The sequence below is a fragment of the Agrobacterium sp. AGB01 genome, assembly GCF_014851585.1.
Classification (GTDB): Bacteria; Pseudomonadota; Alphaproteobacteria; order Rhizobiales; family Rhizobiaceae; genus Agrobacterium.
The window spans coordinates 1,433,147-1,453,668 of record NZ_JACVAB010000001.1; the positions used below are offsets into that span (position 1 = coordinate 1,433,147).

General features: G+C 56.6%; 19 protein-coding genes and 1 pseudogene. 18 read left to right on the forward strand and 2 right to left on the reverse strand.

All coding sequences use genetic code 11. The features are described 5' to 3' along the window. The first annotated feature begins 109 nt into the window (after positions 1–109). The 17 genes from IB237_RS06725 (at position 110) to IB237_RS06805 (ending at position 17,180) form a co-directional block, all read left to right on the forward strand. Positions 110–955 carry a cell envelope integrity EipB family protein gene (locus IB237_RS06725; RefSeq protein WP_192487771.1) on the forward strand — a complete coding sequence of 282 codons (846 nt, stop codon included), beginning with the start codon at positions 110–112 and terminating at the stop codon, positions 953–955. A gap of 227 nt (positions 956–1,182) precedes the next feature. After that, positions 1,183–1,950 carry a 30S ribosomal protein S2 gene (gene rpsB / locus IB237_RS06730; RefSeq protein WP_192487772.1) on the forward strand — a complete coding sequence of 256 codons (768 nt, stop codon included), beginning with the start codon at positions 1,183–1,185 and terminating at the stop codon, positions 1,948–1,950. Between the two features lie 255 nt (positions 1,951–2,205). Further along, a complete protein-coding gene (gene tsf, locus IB237_RS06735; RefSeq protein ID WP_192487773.1) occupies positions 2,206–3,132 on the forward strand; it encodes a translation elongation factor Ts in 927 nt (308 codons plus the stop codon). Positions 3,133–3,230: 98 nt separating this feature from the next. Next, positions 3,231–3,953 (forward strand): UMP kinase, encoded by a 723-nt coding sequence (pyrH, locus tag IB237_RS06740; protein ID WP_192487774.1) that lies wholly within the window; start codon positions 3,231–3,233, stop codon positions 3,951–3,953. 65 nt (positions 3,954–4,018) lie between these two features. Then, positions 4,019–4,576: a ribosome recycling factor gene (gene frr / locus IB237_RS06745; RefSeq protein ID WP_192487775.1), complete on the forward strand. Its 558-nt coding sequence runs from the start codon at positions 4,019–4,021 to the stop codon at positions 4,574–4,576. A 72-nt stretch (positions 4,577–4,648) separates the two neighbouring features. After that, a complete protein-coding gene (locus IB237_RS06750; protein WP_192487776.1) occupies positions 4,649–5,392 on the forward strand; it encodes an isoprenyl transferase in 744 nt (247 codons plus the stop codon). Next, positions 5,392–6,225 carry a phosphatidate cytidylyltransferase gene (locus IB237_RS06755; protein ID WP_192487777.1) on the forward strand — a complete coding sequence of 278 codons (834 nt, stop codon included), beginning with the start codon at positions 5,392–5,394 and terminating at the stop codon, positions 6,223–6,225. The genes IB237_RS06750 and IB237_RS06755 overlap by 1 nt, the downstream gene beginning before the upstream one ends. A gap of 41 nt (positions 6,226–6,266) precedes the next feature. Beyond that, entirely contained in the window at positions 6,267–7,400 is a 1,134-nt protein-coding gene (gene rseP, locus IB237_RS06760; RefSeq protein ID WP_371815245.1) for an RIP metalloprotease RseP, read from the forward strand. Between the two features lie 200 nt (positions 7,401–7,600). Next, positions 7,601–9,922, forward strand: coding sequence for an outer membrane protein assembly factor BamA (bamA, locus tag IB237_RS06765; RefSeq protein WP_192487778.1), 2,322 nt, complete (start codon positions 7,601–7,603; stop codon positions 9,920–9,922). Between the two features lie 50 nt (positions 9,923–9,972). After that, positions 9,973–11,037, forward strand: coding sequence for a UDP-3-O-(3-hydroxymyristoyl)glucosamine N-acyltransferase (gene lpxD / locus IB237_RS06770; protein WP_192487779.1), 1,065 nt, complete (start codon positions 9,973–9,975; stop codon positions 11,035–11,037). Then, complete coding sequence (gene fabZ / locus IB237_RS06775) at positions 11,030–11,497, forward strand: 3-hydroxyacyl-ACP dehydratase FabZ (protein WP_192487780.1); 468 nt, start codon at positions 11,030–11,032, stop codon at positions 11,495–11,497. The genes lpxD and fabZ overlap by 8 nt, the downstream gene beginning before the upstream one ends. Next, entirely contained in the window at positions 11,494–12,306 is an 813-nt protein-coding gene (gene lpxA, locus IB237_RS06780) for an acyl-ACP--UDP-N-acetylglucosamine O-acyltransferase (protein WP_192487781.1), read from the forward strand. The genes fabZ and lpxA overlap by 4 nt, the downstream gene beginning before the upstream one ends. A gap of 2 nt (positions 12,307–12,308) precedes the next feature. Beyond that, positions 12,309–13,175 (forward strand): LpxI family protein, encoded by an 867-nt coding sequence (locus IB237_RS06785; protein WP_192487782.1) that lies wholly within the window; start codon positions 12,309–12,311, stop codon positions 13,173–13,175. Then, positions 13,172–14,356 (forward strand): lipid-A-disaccharide synthase, encoded by a 1,185-nt coding sequence (gene lpxB, locus IB237_RS06790; protein WP_192487783.1) that lies wholly within the window; start codon positions 13,172–13,174, stop codon positions 14,354–14,356. Before IB237_RS06785 ends, lpxB begins: the two co-directional genes overlap by 4 nt. Positions 14,357–14,551: 195 nt before the next feature. Further along, positions 14,552–15,439 (forward strand): DMT family transporter, encoded by an 888-nt coding sequence (locus tag IB237_RS06795; RefSeq protein WP_192487784.1) that lies wholly within the window; start codon positions 14,552–14,554, stop codon positions 15,437–15,439. A gap of 134 nt (positions 15,440–15,573) precedes the next feature. Further along, a complete protein-coding gene (locus IB237_RS06800; RefSeq protein ID WP_192487785.1) occupies positions 15,574–16,545 on the forward strand; it encodes a glutathione S-transferase family protein in 972 nt (323 codons plus the stop codon). Positions 16,546–16,556: 11 nt separating this feature from the next. Continuing rightward, complete coding sequence (locus IB237_RS06805; protein ID WP_192487786.1) at positions 16,557–17,180, forward strand: alpha/beta hydrolase; 624 nt, start codon at positions 16,557–16,559, stop codon at positions 17,178–17,180. 44 nt (positions 17,181–17,224) lie between these two features. Here the strand turns inward: IB237_RS06805 and IB237_RS06810 are convergent, their stop codons facing one another. Further along, positions 17,225–18,121: a LysR family transcriptional regulator gene (locus IB237_RS06810; protein ID WP_192487787.1), complete on the reverse strand. Its 897-nt coding sequence runs from the start codon at positions 18,119–18,121 to the stop codon at positions 17,225–17,227. Positions 18,122–18,429: 308 nt separating this feature from the next. Here IB237_RS06810 and IB237_RS06815 point away from each other — a divergent pair, with 308 nt between their 5' ends. Next, positions 18,430–19,962: an aldehyde dehydrogenase family protein gene (locus IB237_RS06815; protein ID WP_192487788.1), complete on the forward strand. Its 1,533-nt coding sequence runs from the start codon at positions 18,430–18,432 to the stop codon at positions 19,960–19,962. Positions 19,963–20,417: 455 nt separating this feature from the next. Here IB237_RS06815 and IB237_RS06820 read toward each other — a convergent pair. After that, positions 20,418–20,522: pseudogene (locus IB237_RS06820) on the reverse strand (IS110 family transposase); the annotation flags it as partial.

A 20,522-nucleotide genomic window follows, 5' to 3' on the forward strand; every position in this document is an offset into this window, starting at 1 on the left:
GCGGTTTTGTTGTAAAACGAACAAGAATCCGGCATTCAGGATGGACGATCCCAAGCGACGGGCGCATGCTTTCTACAATATGGGCGATGAGTCCAACAGGAGATATTGAATGTTAGTTCGCAACATTGCGTTTGTTTTCGTCGCCAGCCTTTCAGGCTCCATTGCAGGCGCGGCGCAAGCAATACCTGGCACTGCTGCGACAGGCCTGATTGCCCACCGTGCGGTTTATGATCTCGAGCTGCGCGATTCCACCGATCGTTCCGGCATTGAAGACATGTCCGGCCGCATGGTCTACGAGTTTACCGGCTCTGCATGTCAGGGATACAAAACCGATTTCCGTTTCGTCACCCAGATCAATACCGGCGATGCCGTGCGCATGACCGACCAGCAGACGACGACGTTTGAAGACGCGGCCGCAAAAAAGTTCACCTTCGACACCAAGTCGTTCACCGACGATAAGCTGGACAAGGAAGTCGGCGGCTCGGCAGCCGAATCGGACGCCGGCACGGTTGTCGATCTGGTGCGGCCCGACAGCCGCAAGGTCGATCTGGTGGCCAGCGACTTCCCGACCGAACACATGCTGCAGGTCATCGACAATGCCCGCGCCGGCAAGCGCATGTTCGAATCACGCATTTTCGACGGTTCCGACAATGGCGATGAAAGCCTGATCACCTCGACGCTGGTTGGTAAATCGCAGACACCTGTGTCGGATGACAAGGAAGCAGGCGAGGCGGGCCAGTTTTCCAAGGCGCCGTTCTGGCCTGTGACCATTGCTTATTTCAACGACAAAAGCGGCACGGACGCGCTCCCGATCTACCGTATGTCGTTCAAGCTCTATGAAAACGGCATTACCCGTGATCTGGTTCTCGATTACGGTGACTTTGTTTTGACCGGCAAGCTGAAAAAGCTCGATATCCTCGAAACGGCTTCCTGCGACAAGCAAACCCAGAAATGACATAGGCGTGCCTGAAAAGCGTGTAACAAACGCAGTTCAGGCACCTGTTGTGTTGAAATTCTCTCTTATTCGCTTGCTTTTTTCGTGAAGCAGCGGTATGCGCCACACCATTCCACACGCGAAGCTTGGGATGTTCCGGGAGAAATCCGGTTCGTTCCGCCCGGTGGCACTCTTTAAAACAGTGCTGTTCGCTTCGCGGGGGTTAAACCGGAAAAGGAGTTACAGGCATGGCATTGCCAGATTTTTCTATGCGCCAGCTTTTGGAAGCGGGCATTCACTTCGGTCACCAGACACACCGCTGGAACCCGAAAATGAAGCCGTACATCTTCGGCGATCGTAACAACATTCACATCATCGACCTGGCCCAGACCGTTCCGATGCTGTCGCGCGCCCTTCAGGTCGTGTCCGACACCGTTGCTCGTGGCGGCCGCGTTCTGTTCGTTGGTACGAAGCGTCAGGCTTCCGACATCATCGCAGATAGCGCAAAGCGTTCGGCTCAGTACTACGTCAACTCGCGTTGGCTCGGTGGTATGATGACCAACTGGAAGACGATCTCCAACTCGATCCAGCGTCTTCGCAAGCTCGACGAGATCCTGAATTCGGAAGGCTCTGGCTACAACAAGAAAGAGCGTCTGAACCTTGAGCGCGAGCGCGAAAAGCTCGACAAGGCTCTCGGCGGTATCCGCGATATGGGCGGCACCCCAGACCTGATGTTCATCATCGACACCAACAAGGAAAAGATCGCAATCGAAGAAGCCAAGCGTCTTGGTATTCCGGTTGTTGCAATCATCGACTCGAACTGCGATCCGGATAGCATCGACTTCCCGATCCCAGGTAACGACGACGCTTCCCGCGCAATCGCGCTGTACTGCGATCTGATCGCTCGCGCTGCCATCGACGGCATCGCACGCCAGCAGGGCGCTTCGGGCCGTGACCTCGGCGCTTCCGAGGAGCTGCCAGTTGAGCCAGCTCTCGAAGACGAAGCAGGCGCCTGATATTAAGGCCGTTGGGCGACCTTAGGGTCGCCTTTCACAATCAGGATGCGCAAGGCCGTTTCTGACCGTCAGGTCGACGGCCTTGTTTGTTTAAGCCCGCTCTGTCCTTTGAGTTTTCGGGGCAGGGCGAGCTGATAAAGTTTCGTGATGGGTTTTTCATCACGCTGTCATAATACCGGGACATTCGTTCCAAAACTTGGCGTCGGTGCCGCGTGATTCCGCCGGTTGACCGACTGAAGCGACAAGAGGCACACAATGACTGAAATCACAGCCGCAATGGTAAAGGAACTGCGCGAGAAGTCCGGCGCAGGCATGATGGATTGCAAAAAGGCTCTGGCCGAAACCAATGGCGACATGGAAGCCGCTATCGATTGGCTGCGTGCCAAGGGTATCGCCAAGGCTGACAAGAAGTCTGGCCGTACCGCTGCTGAAGGTCTCGTTGGCATTGCAACGATCGGCCATAAGGCTGTTGTCGTTGAAGTTAACTCTGAAACCGACTTCGTTGCCCGTAACGATGCCTTCCAGGACATCGTTCGCGGTATTGCGCAGGTTGCTCTGACAACCGATGGCACTGTTGAGGCAGTTGCTTCCGCCAACTACCCTGCAACTGGCAAGTCTGTTTCCGACTCGCTCAAGGACGCTATCGCGACCATTGGCGAAAACATGACCCTGCGTCGTTCGGCTGCTCTCGAAGTTGAGCACGGCGTTGTTGCAACCTACATCCACAACGCTGCTGGCGACGGCATCGGCAAGCTGGGCGTTCTGGTTGCTCTGAAGTCTGTTGGCGACAAGGAAGTTCTGAACTCTGTTGGCCGTCAGGTTGCCATGCACATTGCTGCAACCAACCCGCTTGCTATCCGTTCTGAAGAAGTTGACGCTGCTGTTGCAGAGCGCGAACGCAACGTATTCATCGAGCAGGCCCGTGAATCCGGCAAGCCAGAAGCCATCATCGAAAAGATGGTTGAAGGCCGCATGCGCAAGTTCTTCGAAGAAGTTGCTCTTCTGTCGCAGGCTTTCGTTGTCAACCCGGACATCACCGTTGGCCAGGCTGTCAAGGACGCTGAAAAGCTCGCTGGCGCCGAAATCGAAGTGACCGGCATGGTTCGTCTTCTGCTCGGCGAAGGCGTCGAAAAGGAAGAAAGCGACTTCGCTGCTGAAGTTGCAGCGGCTGCAAAAGGCTGATTGCCTCTTCACCAAACAGTGAAAAAGCTGAGGGCATCGCGTGACAACGCGGTGCCCTTCGTGTATCGGCGTTTCGGATAGATTGCGAAGGATCAACAATGTCTCCCAAACCGCTTTATAACCGTGTTCTTCTCAAAGCGTCTGGCGAAGCCCTGATGGGGGATCAGGGGTTCGGTATTGACGTGAATATCGTCGACCGTATTGCTTCTGATATTGCCGAGGCCCGCGCTATGGGTGTCGAGGTTGGCGTCGTGGTCGGCGGCGGCAATATTTTCCGCGGCGTGGCCGTGGCTTCCAAGGGTGGTGACCGCGTCACCGGCGACCATATGGGAATGCTGGCAACCGTCATCAACGCGCTGGCGCTGGCGACATCGCTGCGCAAGCTCGATATCGACACCGTTGTCTTGTCGGCTATTGCCATGCCTGAGATCTGTGAGAGCTTCTCGCAGCGTGCGACGCTCTACCATCTGTCGCTTGGCCGCGTTGTGATCTTTGCAGGTGGCACAGGCAACCCGTTCTTCACCACCGACTCGGCTGCCGCACTGCGTGCAGCGGAAATGGGCGCACAGGCCATCTTCAAGGGCACGCAGGTGGACGGCATCTATTCTGCCGATCCGAAGAAGGTTCCGGACGCGACCCGCTTTGACGAACTGACGCATTCCGAGGTTCTTGCCAAGGGCTTGGCGGTGATGGACGTTGCAGCCGTTGCACTGGCCCGTGAGAACCATATTCCGATCATCGTCTTCTCGATCCACGAGAAGGGCGGTTTTGCACAGATATTGACCGGCGGCGGCCGCAAGACCATCGTGCACGATAAATAATCAGTGTGAGGTGATTCCGTATTCCGGAATTTTGCCTTTGCTGCCTGAAAAAGATGGAGTGAAAAATGAGTGGTGTTGACCTTAATGACATCAAGCGTCGTATGGATGGCGCAATTAACGCATTCAAGAGCGATATCGCGTCCCTGCGTACGGGCCGTGCTTCGGCCAACATTCTTGATCCGGTAACAGTTGATGCCTATGGTTCGCGTGTTCCGCTCAATCAGGTGGCCAACATTACCGTTCCAGAATCACGCATGCTTGGCGTGTCCATCTGGGACAAAACCATGGTTGGTGCTGTTGACCGCGCCATCCGCGAATCCAACCTCGGCCTGAACCCGATCGTTGACGGTCAGAACCTGCGTATTCCTCTGCCTGAGCTGAACGAAGAGCGCCGTAAGTCGCTCGTCAAGGTCGCGCATGATTATGCGGAAAAGTCCAAGGTCGCTATTCGCCACGTTCGCCGTGACGGCATGGACGACCTGAAAAAAGCCGAAAAGGATGGCGACATCGGCCAGGACGAGAGCCGTTCGCTTTCTGAAAAGGTGCAGAAAATGACGGATGATACCATTACGGATATCGACCGCTTGCTTTCTGAAAAGGAAAAGGAAATCATGCAGGTTTGATGGCGTATTTACAGCCTCCTTATACTGCAGTCTTAATGCTTTTCGTGTCCGTATTTGTTGACTTGGATCCCCATGCCAAACGTTGATAGTTCTTCTATTCCCGAGCATGTTGCCATCATTATGGATGGTAATGGACGCTGGGCAAAGCAACGTGGCCTTCCTCGTGTCATGGGACACAAGCGAGGCGTTGAGGCTGTGCGCGAGGTTGTGCGTGCATCTGCTGATTATGGCATCAGGTATCTGACCCTGTTTGCCTTTTCCTCTGAAAACTGGCGCCGTCCGGAAGCCGAGATCAATGATCTCCTGGGCCTCCTGAAGGCGTTCATCCGCCGCGACCTGGCTGATCTGCATCGCTCGAACGTGCGCGTTCGGGTGATTGGTGAACGCACAAATCTCGGTTCGGACATCAAGTCTCTGTTGCTGGAGGCTGAGGAAACCACACGCAATAACACCGCGCTGACGCTGGTGATCGCGTTTAATTACGGCTCGCGCGATGAGATTGCGCGTGCTGTCGCTGGCATGGCGCGGGATGTTGCTGCGGGACTTCTGTCTCCCGCCGACATTACACCCGACAGCATCTCTGCACGGCTGGATACGGCCGGTATTCCAGACCCAGACCTGATTATTCGCACCAGCGGCGAAGAGCGTCTGTCCAACTTCCTTTTGTGGCAGGCCGCTTATTCCGAACTGGTATTTGTGCCGGACTTCTGGCCAGACTTTGATCGCCAACACTTCATGGCAGCCCTAGAGCAGTACAGATTGCGTGACCGCCGCTTTGGCGGATTGACAGCGCAGGCTGCTGTGGCTGGTGCCTGATGAGCCGTGAACTCAAGCTGCGGATCGTTTCCGCATTGGTCATGGCTGCGGTCATTCTGTTCGCAACATGGAACGGCGGAATGATCTTCCGTTTCGTGGCGGCGGCTATTGCCCTGTTGATCTATTACGAGTGGACCAAGATCACCAAGCTCGGTGAGACCAATCCTGCCGGTTATTCCTGGGGCTGGTTTGCCATTGCCGTCATTGCCGGCAATACACTGTTTGGTGAACCGTCTCTCGACCTGCCATTGTTGTGTGGTTTCACCCTGACGGCGACGATTTTCCCCATTCTGCGCGGCAAGAACTGGTGGCTGGTCGGCGGCATTGTCTACGCCGGCCTCAGCGGCATTTCGCTGGCAGCCATCCGTGGCGATGATTTCCCCGGCCTCGTGTCGATGCTGTTCATCTTCGCGGTTGTCTGGGGAACCGACATCCTGGCCTACTTCGTGGGCAGGGCGATTGGCGGTCCAAAGCTTGCGCCATCCATCTCGCCCGGCAAGACCTGGTCAGGCGCGATTGGTGGTACGGTTTCTGCCGTTATTGCCGGTGGTATCGTGGCCTTTGCCTATAAGGGCGAGCTGAGTTTCAGCGTGATTTTGCTGGCCGTGGTCTTGTCTGCCTTCAGTCAGATCGGTGATCTGTTCGAATCATTTATCAAGCGCCGTTTCGGCGTGAAGGATTCCAGCCATTTGATCCCGGGTCATGGCGGGGTTATGGACCGGGTTGACGGACTTGTTTTCGCCTGCTTTACCGTATTTGTAATCGCGGTTGTCCATGCCGCCTACACCGGTTACGCACCCGGTTCTACTGGTGGGCTTCTGCTGGGCTTTTGATTCGCAGATATTTCGCAATCGTGTGAAGAACGGAAGTTATGATGAGTGTGCTGATGTCGGTGCTGGGTTTCCTCGGGGGCTATATTGTTCCGTTCATCCTCGTGCTCACGGTTCTGGTTTTCGTGCATGAGATGGGCCACTACCTCGTCGGTCGCTGGTCTGGTGTGCGCGTAACCGCCTTTGCCGTCGGTTTCGGCCCAGAACTTCTCGGCTACACTGACAAGCACGGCACGCGTTGGAAACTCTGCGCAATTCCGCTTGGCGGCTATGTAAAATTCTTCGGCGATGAAGACGCAGCCAGCAAACCGGACAGCGATGGCCTGTCCAAAATGTCGCTAGAAGAGCGCGGCCAGACGCTGGCCGGCGCAAAACTGTGGAAAAGAGCGGCGACTGTTGCCGCCGGTCCCATCGCCAACTTCATTCTCGCCATCGCGATCTTTGCCGTCATGTTCGGGATTTACGGTCGCACGGTTGCTGATCCTGTCGTGGCTGAAGTGCGCGAAAACAGTGCCGCGGCCGTCGCCGGTGTCTTGCCAGGTGACCGCCTTATCGCGCTTGATGGCAACCGCGTTGCAACCTTCGAGGACGTGCGTCGCTACATCAGCATTCGTCCTGGTTCGCAGGTCGATGTGACGATCGAGCGTGGTGGCCAGCAGCAGGTTTTGAAGATGGTGCCGGAGCGCACCGACACGACCGACCAGTTCGGCAACAAGATCGAATTGGGCATCATTGGCATCGTAACCAACCAGGATAGCGGCAATTTCCGCCATATTACCTACACGCCAATCGAAGCGCTGGGTGAGGGCGTGCGCGAGACCGGACAGATCGTCACCGGTACATTCCGCTATATCGGTAATCTCGTCATGGGTCGCATGAAACCCGATCAATTGGGCGGTCCTGTGCGGGTCGCACAAGCTTCGGGCCAGATGGCAACTCTAGGTGTTTCTGCAGTTATCCAGTTGGCGGCGGTCCTGTCGGTTTCGATAGGCTTGCTTAACCTTATGCCTGTTCCGGTTCTGGACGGCGGCCACTTAGTATTCTATGCGGTCGAAGCAGTGCGGGGGCGGCCATTGGGTGCTGGCGCACAGGAAGTTGCTTTTAGGATAGGGCTTGCCATGATTTTCAGCCTTATGGTATTTGCGACATGGAATGATATCAGCAGCTTGCTCGGGTAAGGTGCGTATTTAAGTAGTTTTGTTAGTCGATTGTTTACTATGTTTTCACGCCGTCGTGGCGATTTGGTCACGCGAAGCGACGAAGTAAACAGAAATTAACGTTGGCGCTTGCTTGTAGAGGAAAAGCAGGTAAAACGACGCAGATGGCCGGAGTCGGGTTCTGCCCGCTGAGGGACAACGGGAAAAGGTAAGAAGTGAAAATGAAGGCTGGTTCAAGATTTTTGAACGCGGTATCGGCGGTTGCGCTGTCTGCTGGTGTTGCTTCGGTTGTGGGCGTGGGAGTGCTTGCTTCTTCGGGTGTTGCTAACGCTGCTGTTATTAACAGAGTGGATGTGCGTGGCGCTGAACGGGCAGGGGCTGATGCCGTTCGTTCCAACATCACGATCCAACCCGGCAAGAACTTTTCCAACGCTGATATCGATGAATCCGTAAAGCGTCTTTACGCAACGGGTTACTTCTCTGGCGTCAGCATGAGCGTTTCCGGCAGCACACTGGTTGTGACTGTCAGCGAAAACCAGCTGGTCAACCAGGTTGTTTTCAACGGTAACCGCAAGATCAAGGATGACAAGCTGTCTGGCGTCGTGCAGACCCAGCCGCTCGGCCCTTACGATCCTTCGCTGGTAACCGCTGATATCGAGCGTATCAAGCAGGCTTATTCTGCAATCGGTCGTAGCGACGTTGAAGTCACGACGCAGACGGTAACGGTTGGCGAAGGCCGCGTTAACCTCGCATTCGTGATCAACGAAGGTGAGCGCACCAAGATTGCACGCATCGATTTCGTTGGTAACAAGGCTTACAGCGACGGCCGCCTCGCAGCCGTTCTGTCGACCAAGAAGTCCAACATGCTGTCGTTCCTGACCCGTAAGGACGTTTACAGCGAAGACAAGTTGCGCACCGACGAAGAAACACTGCGTCAGTTCTACTACGACCGTGGTTATGCTGACTTCCGCGTTGTTTCGTCTGAAGCCGTTCTGGACGAGCAGTCCAACGAATACACAATCACCGTTACGGTTGAAGAAGGCCCACGTTACGACTTCGGTCCTGTTGCGGTCGAATCGACAGTTGACGGCGTTGACTCCGGCGAACTGCAGGGTCTGCTGGAAAGCCGCGAAGGCAATCATTACAGCGCCACCAATGTTCAGAAGAGCATGGAATCCATTTCCAAGCGTGTTGCTGCAGCCGGTTATCCGTTTGCACGCGTTACGCCACGTGGTGACCGTAACTTCGGCACCAACACGATTGGCGTGACCTACATCGTTGATCAGGGCGAGCGCGCTTACGTTGAGCGTATCGAAATCCGTGGCAACACCCGTACACGTGACTACGTTATCCGTCGCGAATTCGACATCAGCGAAGGCGATGCGTTCAACCAGCAGGTTGTAACTGCTGCCAAGCGTCGTCTTGAAGCTCTTGGTTACTTCGCCAACGTCAACATTTCCACAGCTCCGGGTAGCGCTGCTGACCGCGTCGTGATCGTTGTTGATGTTGAAGATCAGCCAACAGGTTCGTTCGGTATCGGTGCAGGTTACTCCGAATCGGATGGCGTTCTGCTCGAAGCCTCGGTTGAAGAAAAGAACTTCCTCGGTCGCGGCCAGTTCATTCGTCTGGCAGTCGGCGCTGGTGAAGACAACGCTCGTACCTACAACCTTTCGTTCACCGAGCCTTATTTCCTCGGTTACCGTCTGGCAGCTGGTTTCGACGTGTTCCGCAGCCAGAGCTCGAGCGAAGACTACTACGATTACCAAGAGCAGGGCTTCACGCTTCGCGTAACAGCTCCAATCACCGAAGAGTTGGCAACAACCTTCCGCTACACCTACAAGGACTTCAAGTACACGGGTGATGGCGATTGGCAGTCTGGTACCAACCTGGCACAGCCATACAAGGACCTGATCACTGGCGAGAAGTGGACCCAGTCCGTTATCTCCAACACGATCAACTACAACACGTTGGACGACCGCCAGACGCCACGCTCCGGCTGGCAGGCACTGTTGACCAACGAGTTTGCGGGTATCGGCGGTGACTCCGAGTACTACAAGATCTACGGTAAGGCGCGTTATTACCACACGCTTTCGGACGAGTTCGACATCATCGGCTCTCTGACCGCAGCTGCTGGTTACGTTGTTCCAACTGGCGACAATTTGTACGTCTTCGACCAGTTCAAGATCGGTGGACGCCAGATCCGCGGCTTCGAAAACGACGGTATCGGTCCACGTATCGATGGCGACTCGATTGGCGGCACGACCTACTTCACCGTTTCGGCTGAAGCAACGTTCCCAATGCCGGGTATTCCTGAAGACGTCGGTCTGCGCGGCGCGGTTTATGCCGACGCTGGTACGCTGTACGGCAACAAGACTGGCTACGCTTCCGAAGGTGAAAGCAGCTCGCTGCGTGCATCTGCCGGTATTGGTGTGATCTGGGCATCGCCTTTTGGACCACTGCGTGTTGACTACGCAGTACCGTTCATGAAGGAAGACTATGACCAGGAACAGCGTTTCCGGTTTGGAATCTCGAACAACTTCTGATATCGGCAGTCCAGAACTGCGAGTTTGAACTGTTCTGGAGTTCCCTGTTGATGGACTATAATGAATTTTTTCCGCCCCATGATGGGATTAAGCTGGCCAAACTGGCTGAAATGCTTGGGGCGGAACTCTCGGAACCGAACGAGGGTGAACGTATCGTTCGTTCGGTAGCTCCGGTTTATCGTGCTGCGCCTGATCAGGTCTGTTACATCCTGTCGCGTAAGAACCGGGCCGAGCTTGAAACATCCAATGCTGCAGCCATCATTTGTGATGTCGCGCTGAAAAGCCTCATTCCCGCACATATTCCTGCTCTTTTGACCAAGGTGCCCCACACGGCCTTTGCCAATGCCGGTGCAATTCTGCATCCCATTGCCATGCAGCCGTCGCCGGTTGTCGACGTTGTCGGCGATATTTCGCCTGCCGCGCATGTCGATCCGACTGCACGATTGGAAGAGGGCGTAATTGTCGAGCCGATGGCCGTTATCGGCGCGCGCGCCAATATTGGTGCCGGTACCCGAATCGGTGCAGGGGCCATCATCGGCTCTGATGTCAAAATCGGCCGCAATTGCACGATTGCAGCTGGCGCCAGCGTTCTGGCCGCCCTGATTGGCAACAATGTCATTTTGCACAATGGTGCGCGTATCGGCCAGGACGGCTTCGGTTACGCACCAGGCCCGCGCGGCATGTTGAAGATCGTGCAGGTTGGCCGCGTTATCATTCAGGATCATGTTGAGGTGGGCGCCAACACCACCATCGACCGTGGCACCATGGATGACACGGTGATTGGTGAAGGCACTAAGATCGACAATCAGGTCCAGATTGGCCACAACGTGCGTATCGGCCGCCATTGCGGCATCGTCAGCAAGGTTGGCATTGCCGGCAGCACCCGTATCGGTGACGGCGTGATGATCGGTGGTGCCGCTGGCATCAATGGTCATATTTCTATTGGAGACGGCGTGCAGATTGCTGCGATGAGCGGTGTGATGGCTGATGTCCCGGCCGGTGCTCGTTACGGCGGCGCACCCGCACGTCCTATGAAACAATATCTGCGTGATATGGCCGAGCTTTTGGCCCGGGCGGATGAAAGAGATAAAAAAACAGGAGAAAAAAATGGCTGATGGCGAGGGGATTACGCTTGGATCCGCGGATATCAAGGAAATCATGCGGCTTTTGCCGCACCGTTATCCGTTTTTGCTGATTGACCGTATTGTGCAGATTGATGGCGACAACTCCGCCATCGGCATCAAGAACGTGACGGTCAACGAGCCACATTTTACCGGTCACTTCCCTGACCAGCCGATCATGCCAGGCGTTCTGCTGGTGGAAGCCATGGCGCAGACCGCAGGTGCGATCTGCTCGCGCAAGCAGGGCGGCGGCGGCAACCTGGTCTATTTCATGACCATCGACAATGCCCGTTTCCGCAAGCCGGTTGTGCCGGGTGACCGCGTGGAGTTCCACGTCGTCAAGCAGAAGCAGCGCGGCAATGTCTGGAAGTTCCATTGCGATGCCAAGGTTGATGGCGTTCTGGTTGCTGAAGCCGACATCGGCGCGATGATGGTGCCAGAGGGCCAGCAATGAGTGTTATTGCCGCTTCAGCCAAAATTCATGCGATGTCATTCATCGAAGATGGAGCCGTCATCGGTGAAAATGTGTCCATCGGACCATTTTGCCATGTAGGCCCGAAAGTTGTGCTGGGTGATAACGTGCAGCTGGTGAGCCATGTCGTGGTTCTCGGCAGAACCACGGTTGGCAAGGGTACCATCATTTGGCCGTCGGCGGTGATTGGTGGCGATTCGCAAAGTGCCCATCACAGCGCCGTTGATACGACGCTGGTGATTGGCGACAACTGCACGATCCGCGAAGGCGTGACCATGAACACCGGCACGGTGGAACATGGCGGCACCACGATTGTTGGCGACAACAATCTGTTCCTGGCCTATTCGCACGTCGCGCATGATTGCCGTCTGGGCAACAACATCATCCTGTCCAACAATGTCATGCTGGCTGGCCACGTCACCGTTGGTGACCGCGCCATTCTGGGCGGCGGCAGCGCCGTGCATCAGTTCACCCGCATTGGCAGACAGGCGTTTATCGGCGGTCTCTCGGCGGTCAGCTATGATGTCATTCCCTATGGCATGCTGAACGGCAACCCCGGCGTGCTGAGCGGCCTCAACGTCGTTGGCATGACCCGCTCAGGTGTCGAGCGTTCCGAAGTGCACCGCGTTCGTCGCGCCTACAAGGCGATCTTCGAAGGCGAGGGCTCCGCGCGTGCCAATGCGGCCGCCATCCGTGATGAATATCTGGATTGCCCGCAGGTCATCGAAATTCTTGATTTTATCGGCGCGGATAGCGACCGGGCCCTGTCGTCGCCATTCAGAGGCAAATAACCGTGGCAAGCGGTGATCGGCTGGCCATTATCGCAGGAAGCGGTCTGTTGCCCCATTATGTGGCAAAGGCAGCCGTCGATGAAGGGGAAAGCCCCTTCATCGTGCGCCTGAAGAATGAAGCCGATCTGAACTGGGATGGCTATGAGAGCGAGATTATCGGCGTCGGTGATCTCGCAGGCCTTGAGCGGATTTTCAAAAACAACGGCATCGGCCGTGTCGTGCTGTCGGGCGGCGTAAAACGTCGTCCGGAATGGCGTGAAATCCATCCCAACCTCAAATCTCTCTTGAAAATTCCGTCCGTCATCAAAACCCTTCTGGCGAAGGGTGATGACGCCGTGCTGCAAATGGTGATGAAACTCATCGAGGCGCAGGGCTGCCGCGTGCTGGGCGCCCATGAGATCGTGCCCGGCCTGCTGGCCGTGACTGGCCCAATGGGTGCGAGGGTGCCTGACAAGGCCGACCAGGACGATATTCGCAAAGCCATGCATGCCGCCAAGACCATTGGTCTGTTGGATGTGGGGCAGGGTGCTGTCTCCGTTGGTGGCCGTATCGTCGCGCTGGAAGGTGTTGAAGGCACGGATGCCATGCTGGAGCGTGTGGCGCACTTGCGTGCCAATGGCCGTATCTCGCAGCGTCGCAAGGGCGTGCTGGTCAAGCTCTGCAAACCGCAGCAGGATGTACGCGCAGATCTGCCAACCATCGGACCCTCAACCATTGCCAATGCTGCCAAAGCCGGTCTTGCCGGTATTGCGGTAGAAGCGGGGCGCTCGTTGGTTCTCGACCGCGAAACCATGTTGAGAGATGCCGATCAGGCAGGCATATTTGTATGCGGCATCGATATGTCGCTGGGCGGAGACTTCAAGGAATGAGCGATACACTCAAGGTTGGCGTCATTGCCGGTGAAGTCTCGGGCGACCTGTTGGGCGCCGACCTGATCCGCGCCCTAAAATTACAATATCCCGGTACGATTGAACTGGTGGGTGTTGGCGGTGACGCACTTGAGGCGGAAGGCCTGAACTCGCTGTTCGACTTTTCCGAACTGTCGATCATGGGTTTCACGCAGGTGCTGGCCAAGCTGCCCAAACTTCTGTCGCGCATCAAGCAGACGGCCAATGCGATTATCGCCGCAAAACCCGATGTCCTGCTGATCATCGACAGTCCCGATTTTACCCACCGCGTGGCAAAACGCGTGCGCGCCGCTTTGCCATCCCTGCCAGTGGTCAATTACGTCTGCCCAAGCGTCTGGGCTTGGAAGGAATACCGCGCGCAGGCGATGTTGGCCTATGTCGACCATGTGTTGGCGGTATTGCCGTTTGAGCCTGAGGTCATGCAGCGCCTCGGCGGCCCGACAACCACTTTTGTCGGCCATCGCCTGAGCGTTGAACCCAACCTGCTCGCCGTGCGCAATGAGCGCAATCAGAGGCTGGAGGCAGGGGCGGACCAGACGAAAACCGTGCTTTTGTTACCCGGCTCACGATCGGCCGAGATTTCCAAGCTGATGCCGGCATACGCGCAGGCTGCGCAGTCCTATGTCGAGCGCAATGGCGATACGGAATTTGTACTGCCGACCGTCAAGAGGCGCGAAGCGCTGGTCCGGCAGTTTGCCGCCAGCTGGCCGCAAAACATCAAGCTGACCATCAGTGCCGAGAGCGATTTCAAATGGTCGTCCTTTGCCAAGGCAGATGCCGCCATTGCCGCATCCGGCACGGTCATTCTGGAACTGGCGCTGGCCGGTGTGCCAACCGTATCGGTCTACAAGACCGACTGGCTGTTTACGATGCTGAGCAAACGTATCAAAACCTGGACAGGCGCGCTTCCGAACCTGATCGCCGATTACGCAGTTGTGCCAGAATATATCAACGAGGTGGTGCGCCCCGGTTCCATGGTGCGCTGGCTGGAGCGTTTATCTTCCGACACGACGCAGCGCCGCGCCATGCTGGAAGGTTACGCGCTGGTGCAGCAGCGCCTGCACACGGAACGTTCACCTGGTGAACGCGCCGCAGAAATCCTGCTGGATGTCGTGAATGCCCGCAATCCGGCTCGGAATTAACCTCAAAACCCACTTTCCGCAAAATATCTCATAAACGAACGAAAGCGGCCGCCGGTAGCCTTGCGGTTGCTGGCAGTTGGGAGTACCGCAGAACGACATATCTGTGCCTGCTTCGGCCGCACATCTTCTCTGCGCATACAATTCTGCCCCAATTTTTCGCCTTCATCACGTTCTGACACTGTCGAAAGTCTGCCAATGAATACGGGTTTTCTTCTGGGATTGCTTGCTTACGCCAGCTTTTCGGGGGGAGACGCCCTGATCAAATCGCTGGGCGGCAAGGTCAGTGTGTTTGAGATCGGCTTTTTCAGCATTTTGTTTTCCGCCTCGATCATCTTCTTCACCAAGCCGAAGGACGAGCGCTGGCGTGAGTTCTGGCGTATCAGTCGCCCATGGGCAGTCCATGGCCGTGCGATTTCCGGCTTGCTGGCCGGTATTCTCGGCATTTATGCCTTCACCACCATTCCACTTGCCGAAGCCTATGCTCTGATCTTCCTGTCGCCGCTGTTCGTTACCATTCTCTCGGCGCTGGTGCTGAAGGAGGATATCGGCATCTGGCGTTGGGCCGCCGTCTGCGCCGGCATTGTCGGGGTGATGATGGTGGTGCGTCCCGGTTTTCGCGAACTGCATCTGGGCCACGCCGCAGCGGTTGCCGTGGCCTTTCTGGCGGGCCTGACCATCGTGCTTCTGCGCTCTCTCGCGGGCAAGGAAAAACGCACCTCGATCATGGGTGTGCTGTTGATCTACGGCCTGTTGTTTAACGGCCTTGCCTCGGTCCCGACCTTCCAGATGCCGGAACTGAAATATTTCGGTGTGTTTGCGTTGATCGGCACCTTTACCGCCATCGGCCAGATTACCCTGCTGATCGCCACCAAGATTGCCCCAGCCAGCCAGATTGCGCCCTCGCATTATTCGCAAATCCTCTGGGCGGTGGCGATTGGATCGCTGTTTTTCGGCGAATATCCGGACCGTCTGGCGGTCGCCGGTCTGGTGGTTATTGCCGGTGCTGGCCTGCTGACCATGTTCCGTGAAAAAATCCGCCTGGGCACCGTGCGCTGGAACCCGTTCTTCCGCAATCGGCTGTGAACCGGCGACAGTCTCAATCGTTATTCCTGAAAACGTTCTGATCGGTTACAGTGCGTCAACAAATGCGTGGCTTGTTGCCATTAAGCCTATGGCTTCATAACGATCCCATCAGATGACCGAATGAGGATCTTAACATGCTTGTCGACGGAAAATGGACTTCAGATTGGCACCCTGTTCAGGCGACGGATGCCAACGGCGGTTTCGTGCGCCAGACATCCGGGTTCCGTCATTGGGTCACTGCGGATGGTTCAGCAGGCCCGACAGGTGAGGGTGGTTTCAAGGCAGAAGCCGGTCGTTACCATCTCTATGTCGCGCTGATCTGCCCCTGGGCATCACGCACGTTGATTGGCCGCAATCTCAAGAAACTGCAGGACGTGATTTCCGTTTCAGTCGTCGAGCCTTCCATCTCGGATGAAGGCTGGCGTTTTGGTGACTATCCCGGTGCAAACCGCGACGAGATCAACGGCAAGTCCTATATGCATCAGATCTATACCAGCGCAGATCCGCATTACACCGGCCGCGCCACCGTGCCTGTGTTGTGGGACAAACAGACAGCCACCATCGTCAACAATGAATCTGCGGATATTCTGCGCATGCTGAATTCCGGTTTTGGGGATCTGGCCGACAATTCGGTTGATCTGTACCCGCCGCATTTGCGCGCCGAGATCGATGCGCTGAACGAGCGCATTTACCCCAACCTCAACAATGGTGTGTACCGCGCCGGTTTTGCCACCACACAAAGCGCTTATGACGAGGCCTTTGCCGATGTGTTCAAAACGCTGGGTGAGCTGGAAACCCGCCTTGAGCGTAAGGGTCCGTTCCTGTTCGGTGACACGGTCACCGAAACCGATATCCGCCTGTTCGTAACGCTGGTACGGTTTGATGCGGCCTATTACGGTCTGTTCAAATGCAATCTGAAGCGCATTGCCGATTATCCGGCCCTCAGCGCTTTCCAGCGCAGCATCCTTGATGTGCCCGGCGTGCGCGAAACCGTCAGTATCGACCACATCAAGCGCGGCTATTATTCGATCAAGGCGCTCAACCCAACGCAGATTGTGCCTGTTGGCCCTGATCTGCCGGGTCTGGCACCGGTTTCGCTATCCTGAGGGAGGTTGTCATGACATCCAATTCCACACGCAAACTGATCATTGGCCTGCACGGTGTTGGCAGCAATGGTGCTAACCTCGCGCCGCTTGGCAGTTTTCTGCGCCAGTCTACACCGGACATGGATTTTGAAAGTCCGGACGCGCCATTCAGCTTTGGCAATGGCCCGGGTCGCCAGTGGTTCAGTATCGATGGCGTGACAGAAGCAAACCGACCACAGCGTGTCGTGGAGGCGCGTGCGGCCTTTGATCAGGTGCTGGGCGATATTATTGCCCGCCACGCGCTGACGAGCAACCTCGACCGCGTGGCGCTGGTCGGGTTTTCGCAAGGGTCCATCATGGCGCTGGATGCGGTGGCTTCCGGCCGATGGCCTGTGGCGGCGGTCGTTGCATTTTCCGGCAGGCTTGCCTCACCGGAACCCTATGCTCCGTCGGAAACCACACGCCTGTCGCTCATTCACGGCACGGCCGATCACGTCATGCCATTTGCAGAAAGTGAAAAGGCAAAGGCAGCGCTGGCCAAGGCGGGCGTCAGTGCCGAGTTGCACACGCTGCCCGGTGTTGGCCACACAATTTCGCAGGACGGAGCGGTGATCGCCGCCAACTTCCTTTTGACTGCCTTTGGCGCCAGGGCCTGAACCTTCCAGCAACATAGTGTCTACGGGGCGGCCTGTGGCGGCCCCTAGCGACTGACCTCACTCAGCAGCCATGTCTGGAAGGCGCGCGCCAGCATGTTGTCCTGCCGACCCTCGGGGGTGGCAATGTAATAGCTGTTGTCCGTGGTCAAAGGCAGGTCAAATAGCACCTGCAACCGGCCCGATGCCAGCTCGGCCTCAATCAGGTAACGCGGCAGCAGGGCAATGCCCATGCCGCTGGCTGCCGCTTCTATCACCATGGAGAACTGGTCAAAACGGTTGCCGCGAAAAGCATTTTCCGCAGTCACCTTGCTCATCTCGAACCATTCCGACCACAGTTTGGGCCGGGTTGTCAGGTGCAACAGCGGCATGGTCTGCAGGTCAGTAGGGTTGGCGATGTTCGCCTTCGCCAACAGGGAAGGGCTGGCCACAGGCAGGATCACCTCATTGCACAGAAAGGTGCAGGTGCCATGCGCCCAGACCGGCTGTCCATAATGAATGGCAAGGTCAAACCCTTCCTCGTCAAAATCAAATGGGTGCGAACGCGACGCAACGGTGATGACCGTATCGGGGTGGCTCTCGATGAACTTGTTGAGACGCGGCATCAGCCAGCGGCTGCCAAAGGTCGGCAGGGAGGCAATCGACAGCGCAGAGCCGGATTCGCCTGACGCAACAGCGCGCACCATCAACTGTTCGGACTGCTGCAAAAGGCGCTGCACATCGGGCAAAAACTTGCGTCCGGCCTGTGACAGCACCACGCGCCGCCTGATGCGCTCAAACAACTGCATGCCGGTTTGCGCTTCCAGGTCACGGATCTGGCGGCTGATGGCACTCTGTGTCAGGTTCAGTTCTTCGGCGGCCCGTGTGAAGTTGCCATGCCGTGCCGCACACTCGAAAGCCTGTAAGGTCACGATGTCAGGTATCAGGCGGCGTCTGGGGTCCATTATTCCGATCTCGCATCAACATAATTGGTTTCGTCATTTGAAACCGGTCAATCCTGGCGTATATGATTACGAGAAAGAATAAACTGGCACTTTTCGTCAAGTGGGAAACGACAGCATGTCGTGTAAAATCCATGGGTTTTGCAATAACGAGATGCGTAAAACAAACAGCCAAGGCCCGTTGCAGATAACAGGCTTTGGCCTGTTCAGGCCCGCGACACGGTAAAGAAGACCGAAAATTGAAGTGCAGGGCAGAGTGTTTTCGCCAGTATGGATGAAGCGCCGCCACTGCGGGGAAAATGGAGCTTAAAATGGACGCAGCAACCCAGAAAATCGATGTGGTAAAGGAAGCGGCAAACCTGCTGGAAAAGATGGGCGTTTCGTCCAGCCTTTACACTGGCGGTAACATGCCATCCTTCAGCCCGGTTACCGGCCAAAAAGTTGCAGACCTCAAGACCGTGTCCGTCGCTGAGGTGGCAAAGGTGGTTGAAAAGGCTGATGCTGCCTTCAAGACATGGCGTCTGGTGCCGGCACCACGCCGTGGCGAACTTATTCGCCTGCTGGGTGAGGAACTGCGCGCCTTCAAGACCGATCTTGGTCGACTGGTGTCATTGGAAGCCGGCAAGATCCCGTCCGAAGGTCTCGGTGAAGTCCAGGAAATGATCGACATCTGCGATTTCGCAGTGGGTCTGTCCCGCCAGCTTTATGGCCTGACCATTGCCACGGAACGTCCCGGCCACCGCATGATGGAAACCTGGCATCCCCTCGGTGTCGTTGGCGTTATCTCCGCCTTCAACTTCCCGGTCGCTGTCTGGTCGTGGAATGCGGCGTTGGCGCTGGTCTGCGGCAACTCTGTGGTGTGGAAGCCGTCTGAAAAGACGCCGCTGACGGCGCTTGCCGTTCAGGGCATTTTTGAGCGCGCCGTTGCCCGTTTTGGCGATGCGCCAGAGGGGCTGAGCCAGGTGCTGATTGGCGATCGTTTTGTCGGTGAAGCACTGGTTGACCACCCGAAGGTGCCGCTTGTGTCTGCCACCGGTTCCACCCGCATGGGCCGCGAGGTTGGTCCGCGTCTTGCCAAGCGTTTCGCCCGTTCCATTCTGGAGCTCGGCGGCAACAATGCCGGTATCGTTTGCCCATCTGCCGATCTCGACATGGCACTGCGCGCCATCGCATTTGGCGCCATGGGCACAGCTGGCCAGCGCTGCACGACCCTGCGTCGTCTGTTTGTGCATGACAGCGTGTACGACCAACTCGTTCCACGCCTCAAGAAAGCCTACAGCTCGGTCTCCGTCGGCAACCCGCTGGAAACATCCTCGCTGGTTGGTCCGCTGATCGACAAGGCAGCCTTTGACGGCATGCAGAAGGCGCTGGGCGAAGCCAAGAACCACGGTGGTACGGTTCTGGGTGGTGAGCGTGTCGATACGGGCGCCGCTGACGGTTATTACGTCAAGCCCGCTCTGGTGGAAATGCCAAAGCAGGACGGTCCTGTGCTGGAAGAAACCTTCGCACCTATTCTCTACGTGATGAAGTACAGCGATTTCGACGCTGTGATCGATGATCACAATGCCGTTTCCGCTGGCCTGTCGTCGTCGATCTTCACCCGTGACCTGCAGGAATCGGAACGCTTCCTGTCGGCCGATGGTTCGGATTGCGGTATTGCCAACGTCAATATCGGCACGTCAGGCGCGGAAATCGGTGGCGCCTTTGGTGGCGAAAAGGAAACCGGCGGCGGCCGTGAGTCCGGCTCGGATGCGTGGAAGGCCTATATGCGCCGCGCAACCAACACCATCAACTACTCAAAGGCCTTGCCACTGGCGCAGGGCGTTTCGTTCGATATCGAATAACAGAGCGCAAAGGGCAGGGCGGCGACGTGCCGCTTGGCCGAGGTGACTGAAAATATAAAGGCCGAGGCGTGATGCTTCGGCCTTTTTGTTTTATGCTGGCTCGGTGGGTGCGCAAACGGTCGATTGGTGCGGATCGGTGTCCCCGCACTCTTGCGTCGTCCTCGGGCCTGTCCCGAGGATCCAATCACCTATCATTGAGCGAAACTGATGCGGTTGGCGTGGTTAGATCCTCGCCACAAGGGCGAGGATGACGCCAGGGAAATGTCAGCCGCTCCGACTATCACTGGCTTTTACGCGAAGACGGTCACCACAATCTCCCTCTTCCCTGTGCTTGTCACAGGGATCCAGTCCCAGCCCAAGTCTTTGGGCTGAAACAAGTTTTCCCCCGGCCGCGCAGACGCGCGTTTGCTAGATTCCCGTGACAAGCACACGGGAATGAGCGACTGTCTTGTTCGTCAAGCGTCTTGCCATGGTTTTTGATCCCTGATGATGGCGTTGAGAATGGTCAGCAGTTTTCGCATCGTTGCGACAATCGCGACGATCTTGGGTTTGCCAGCATC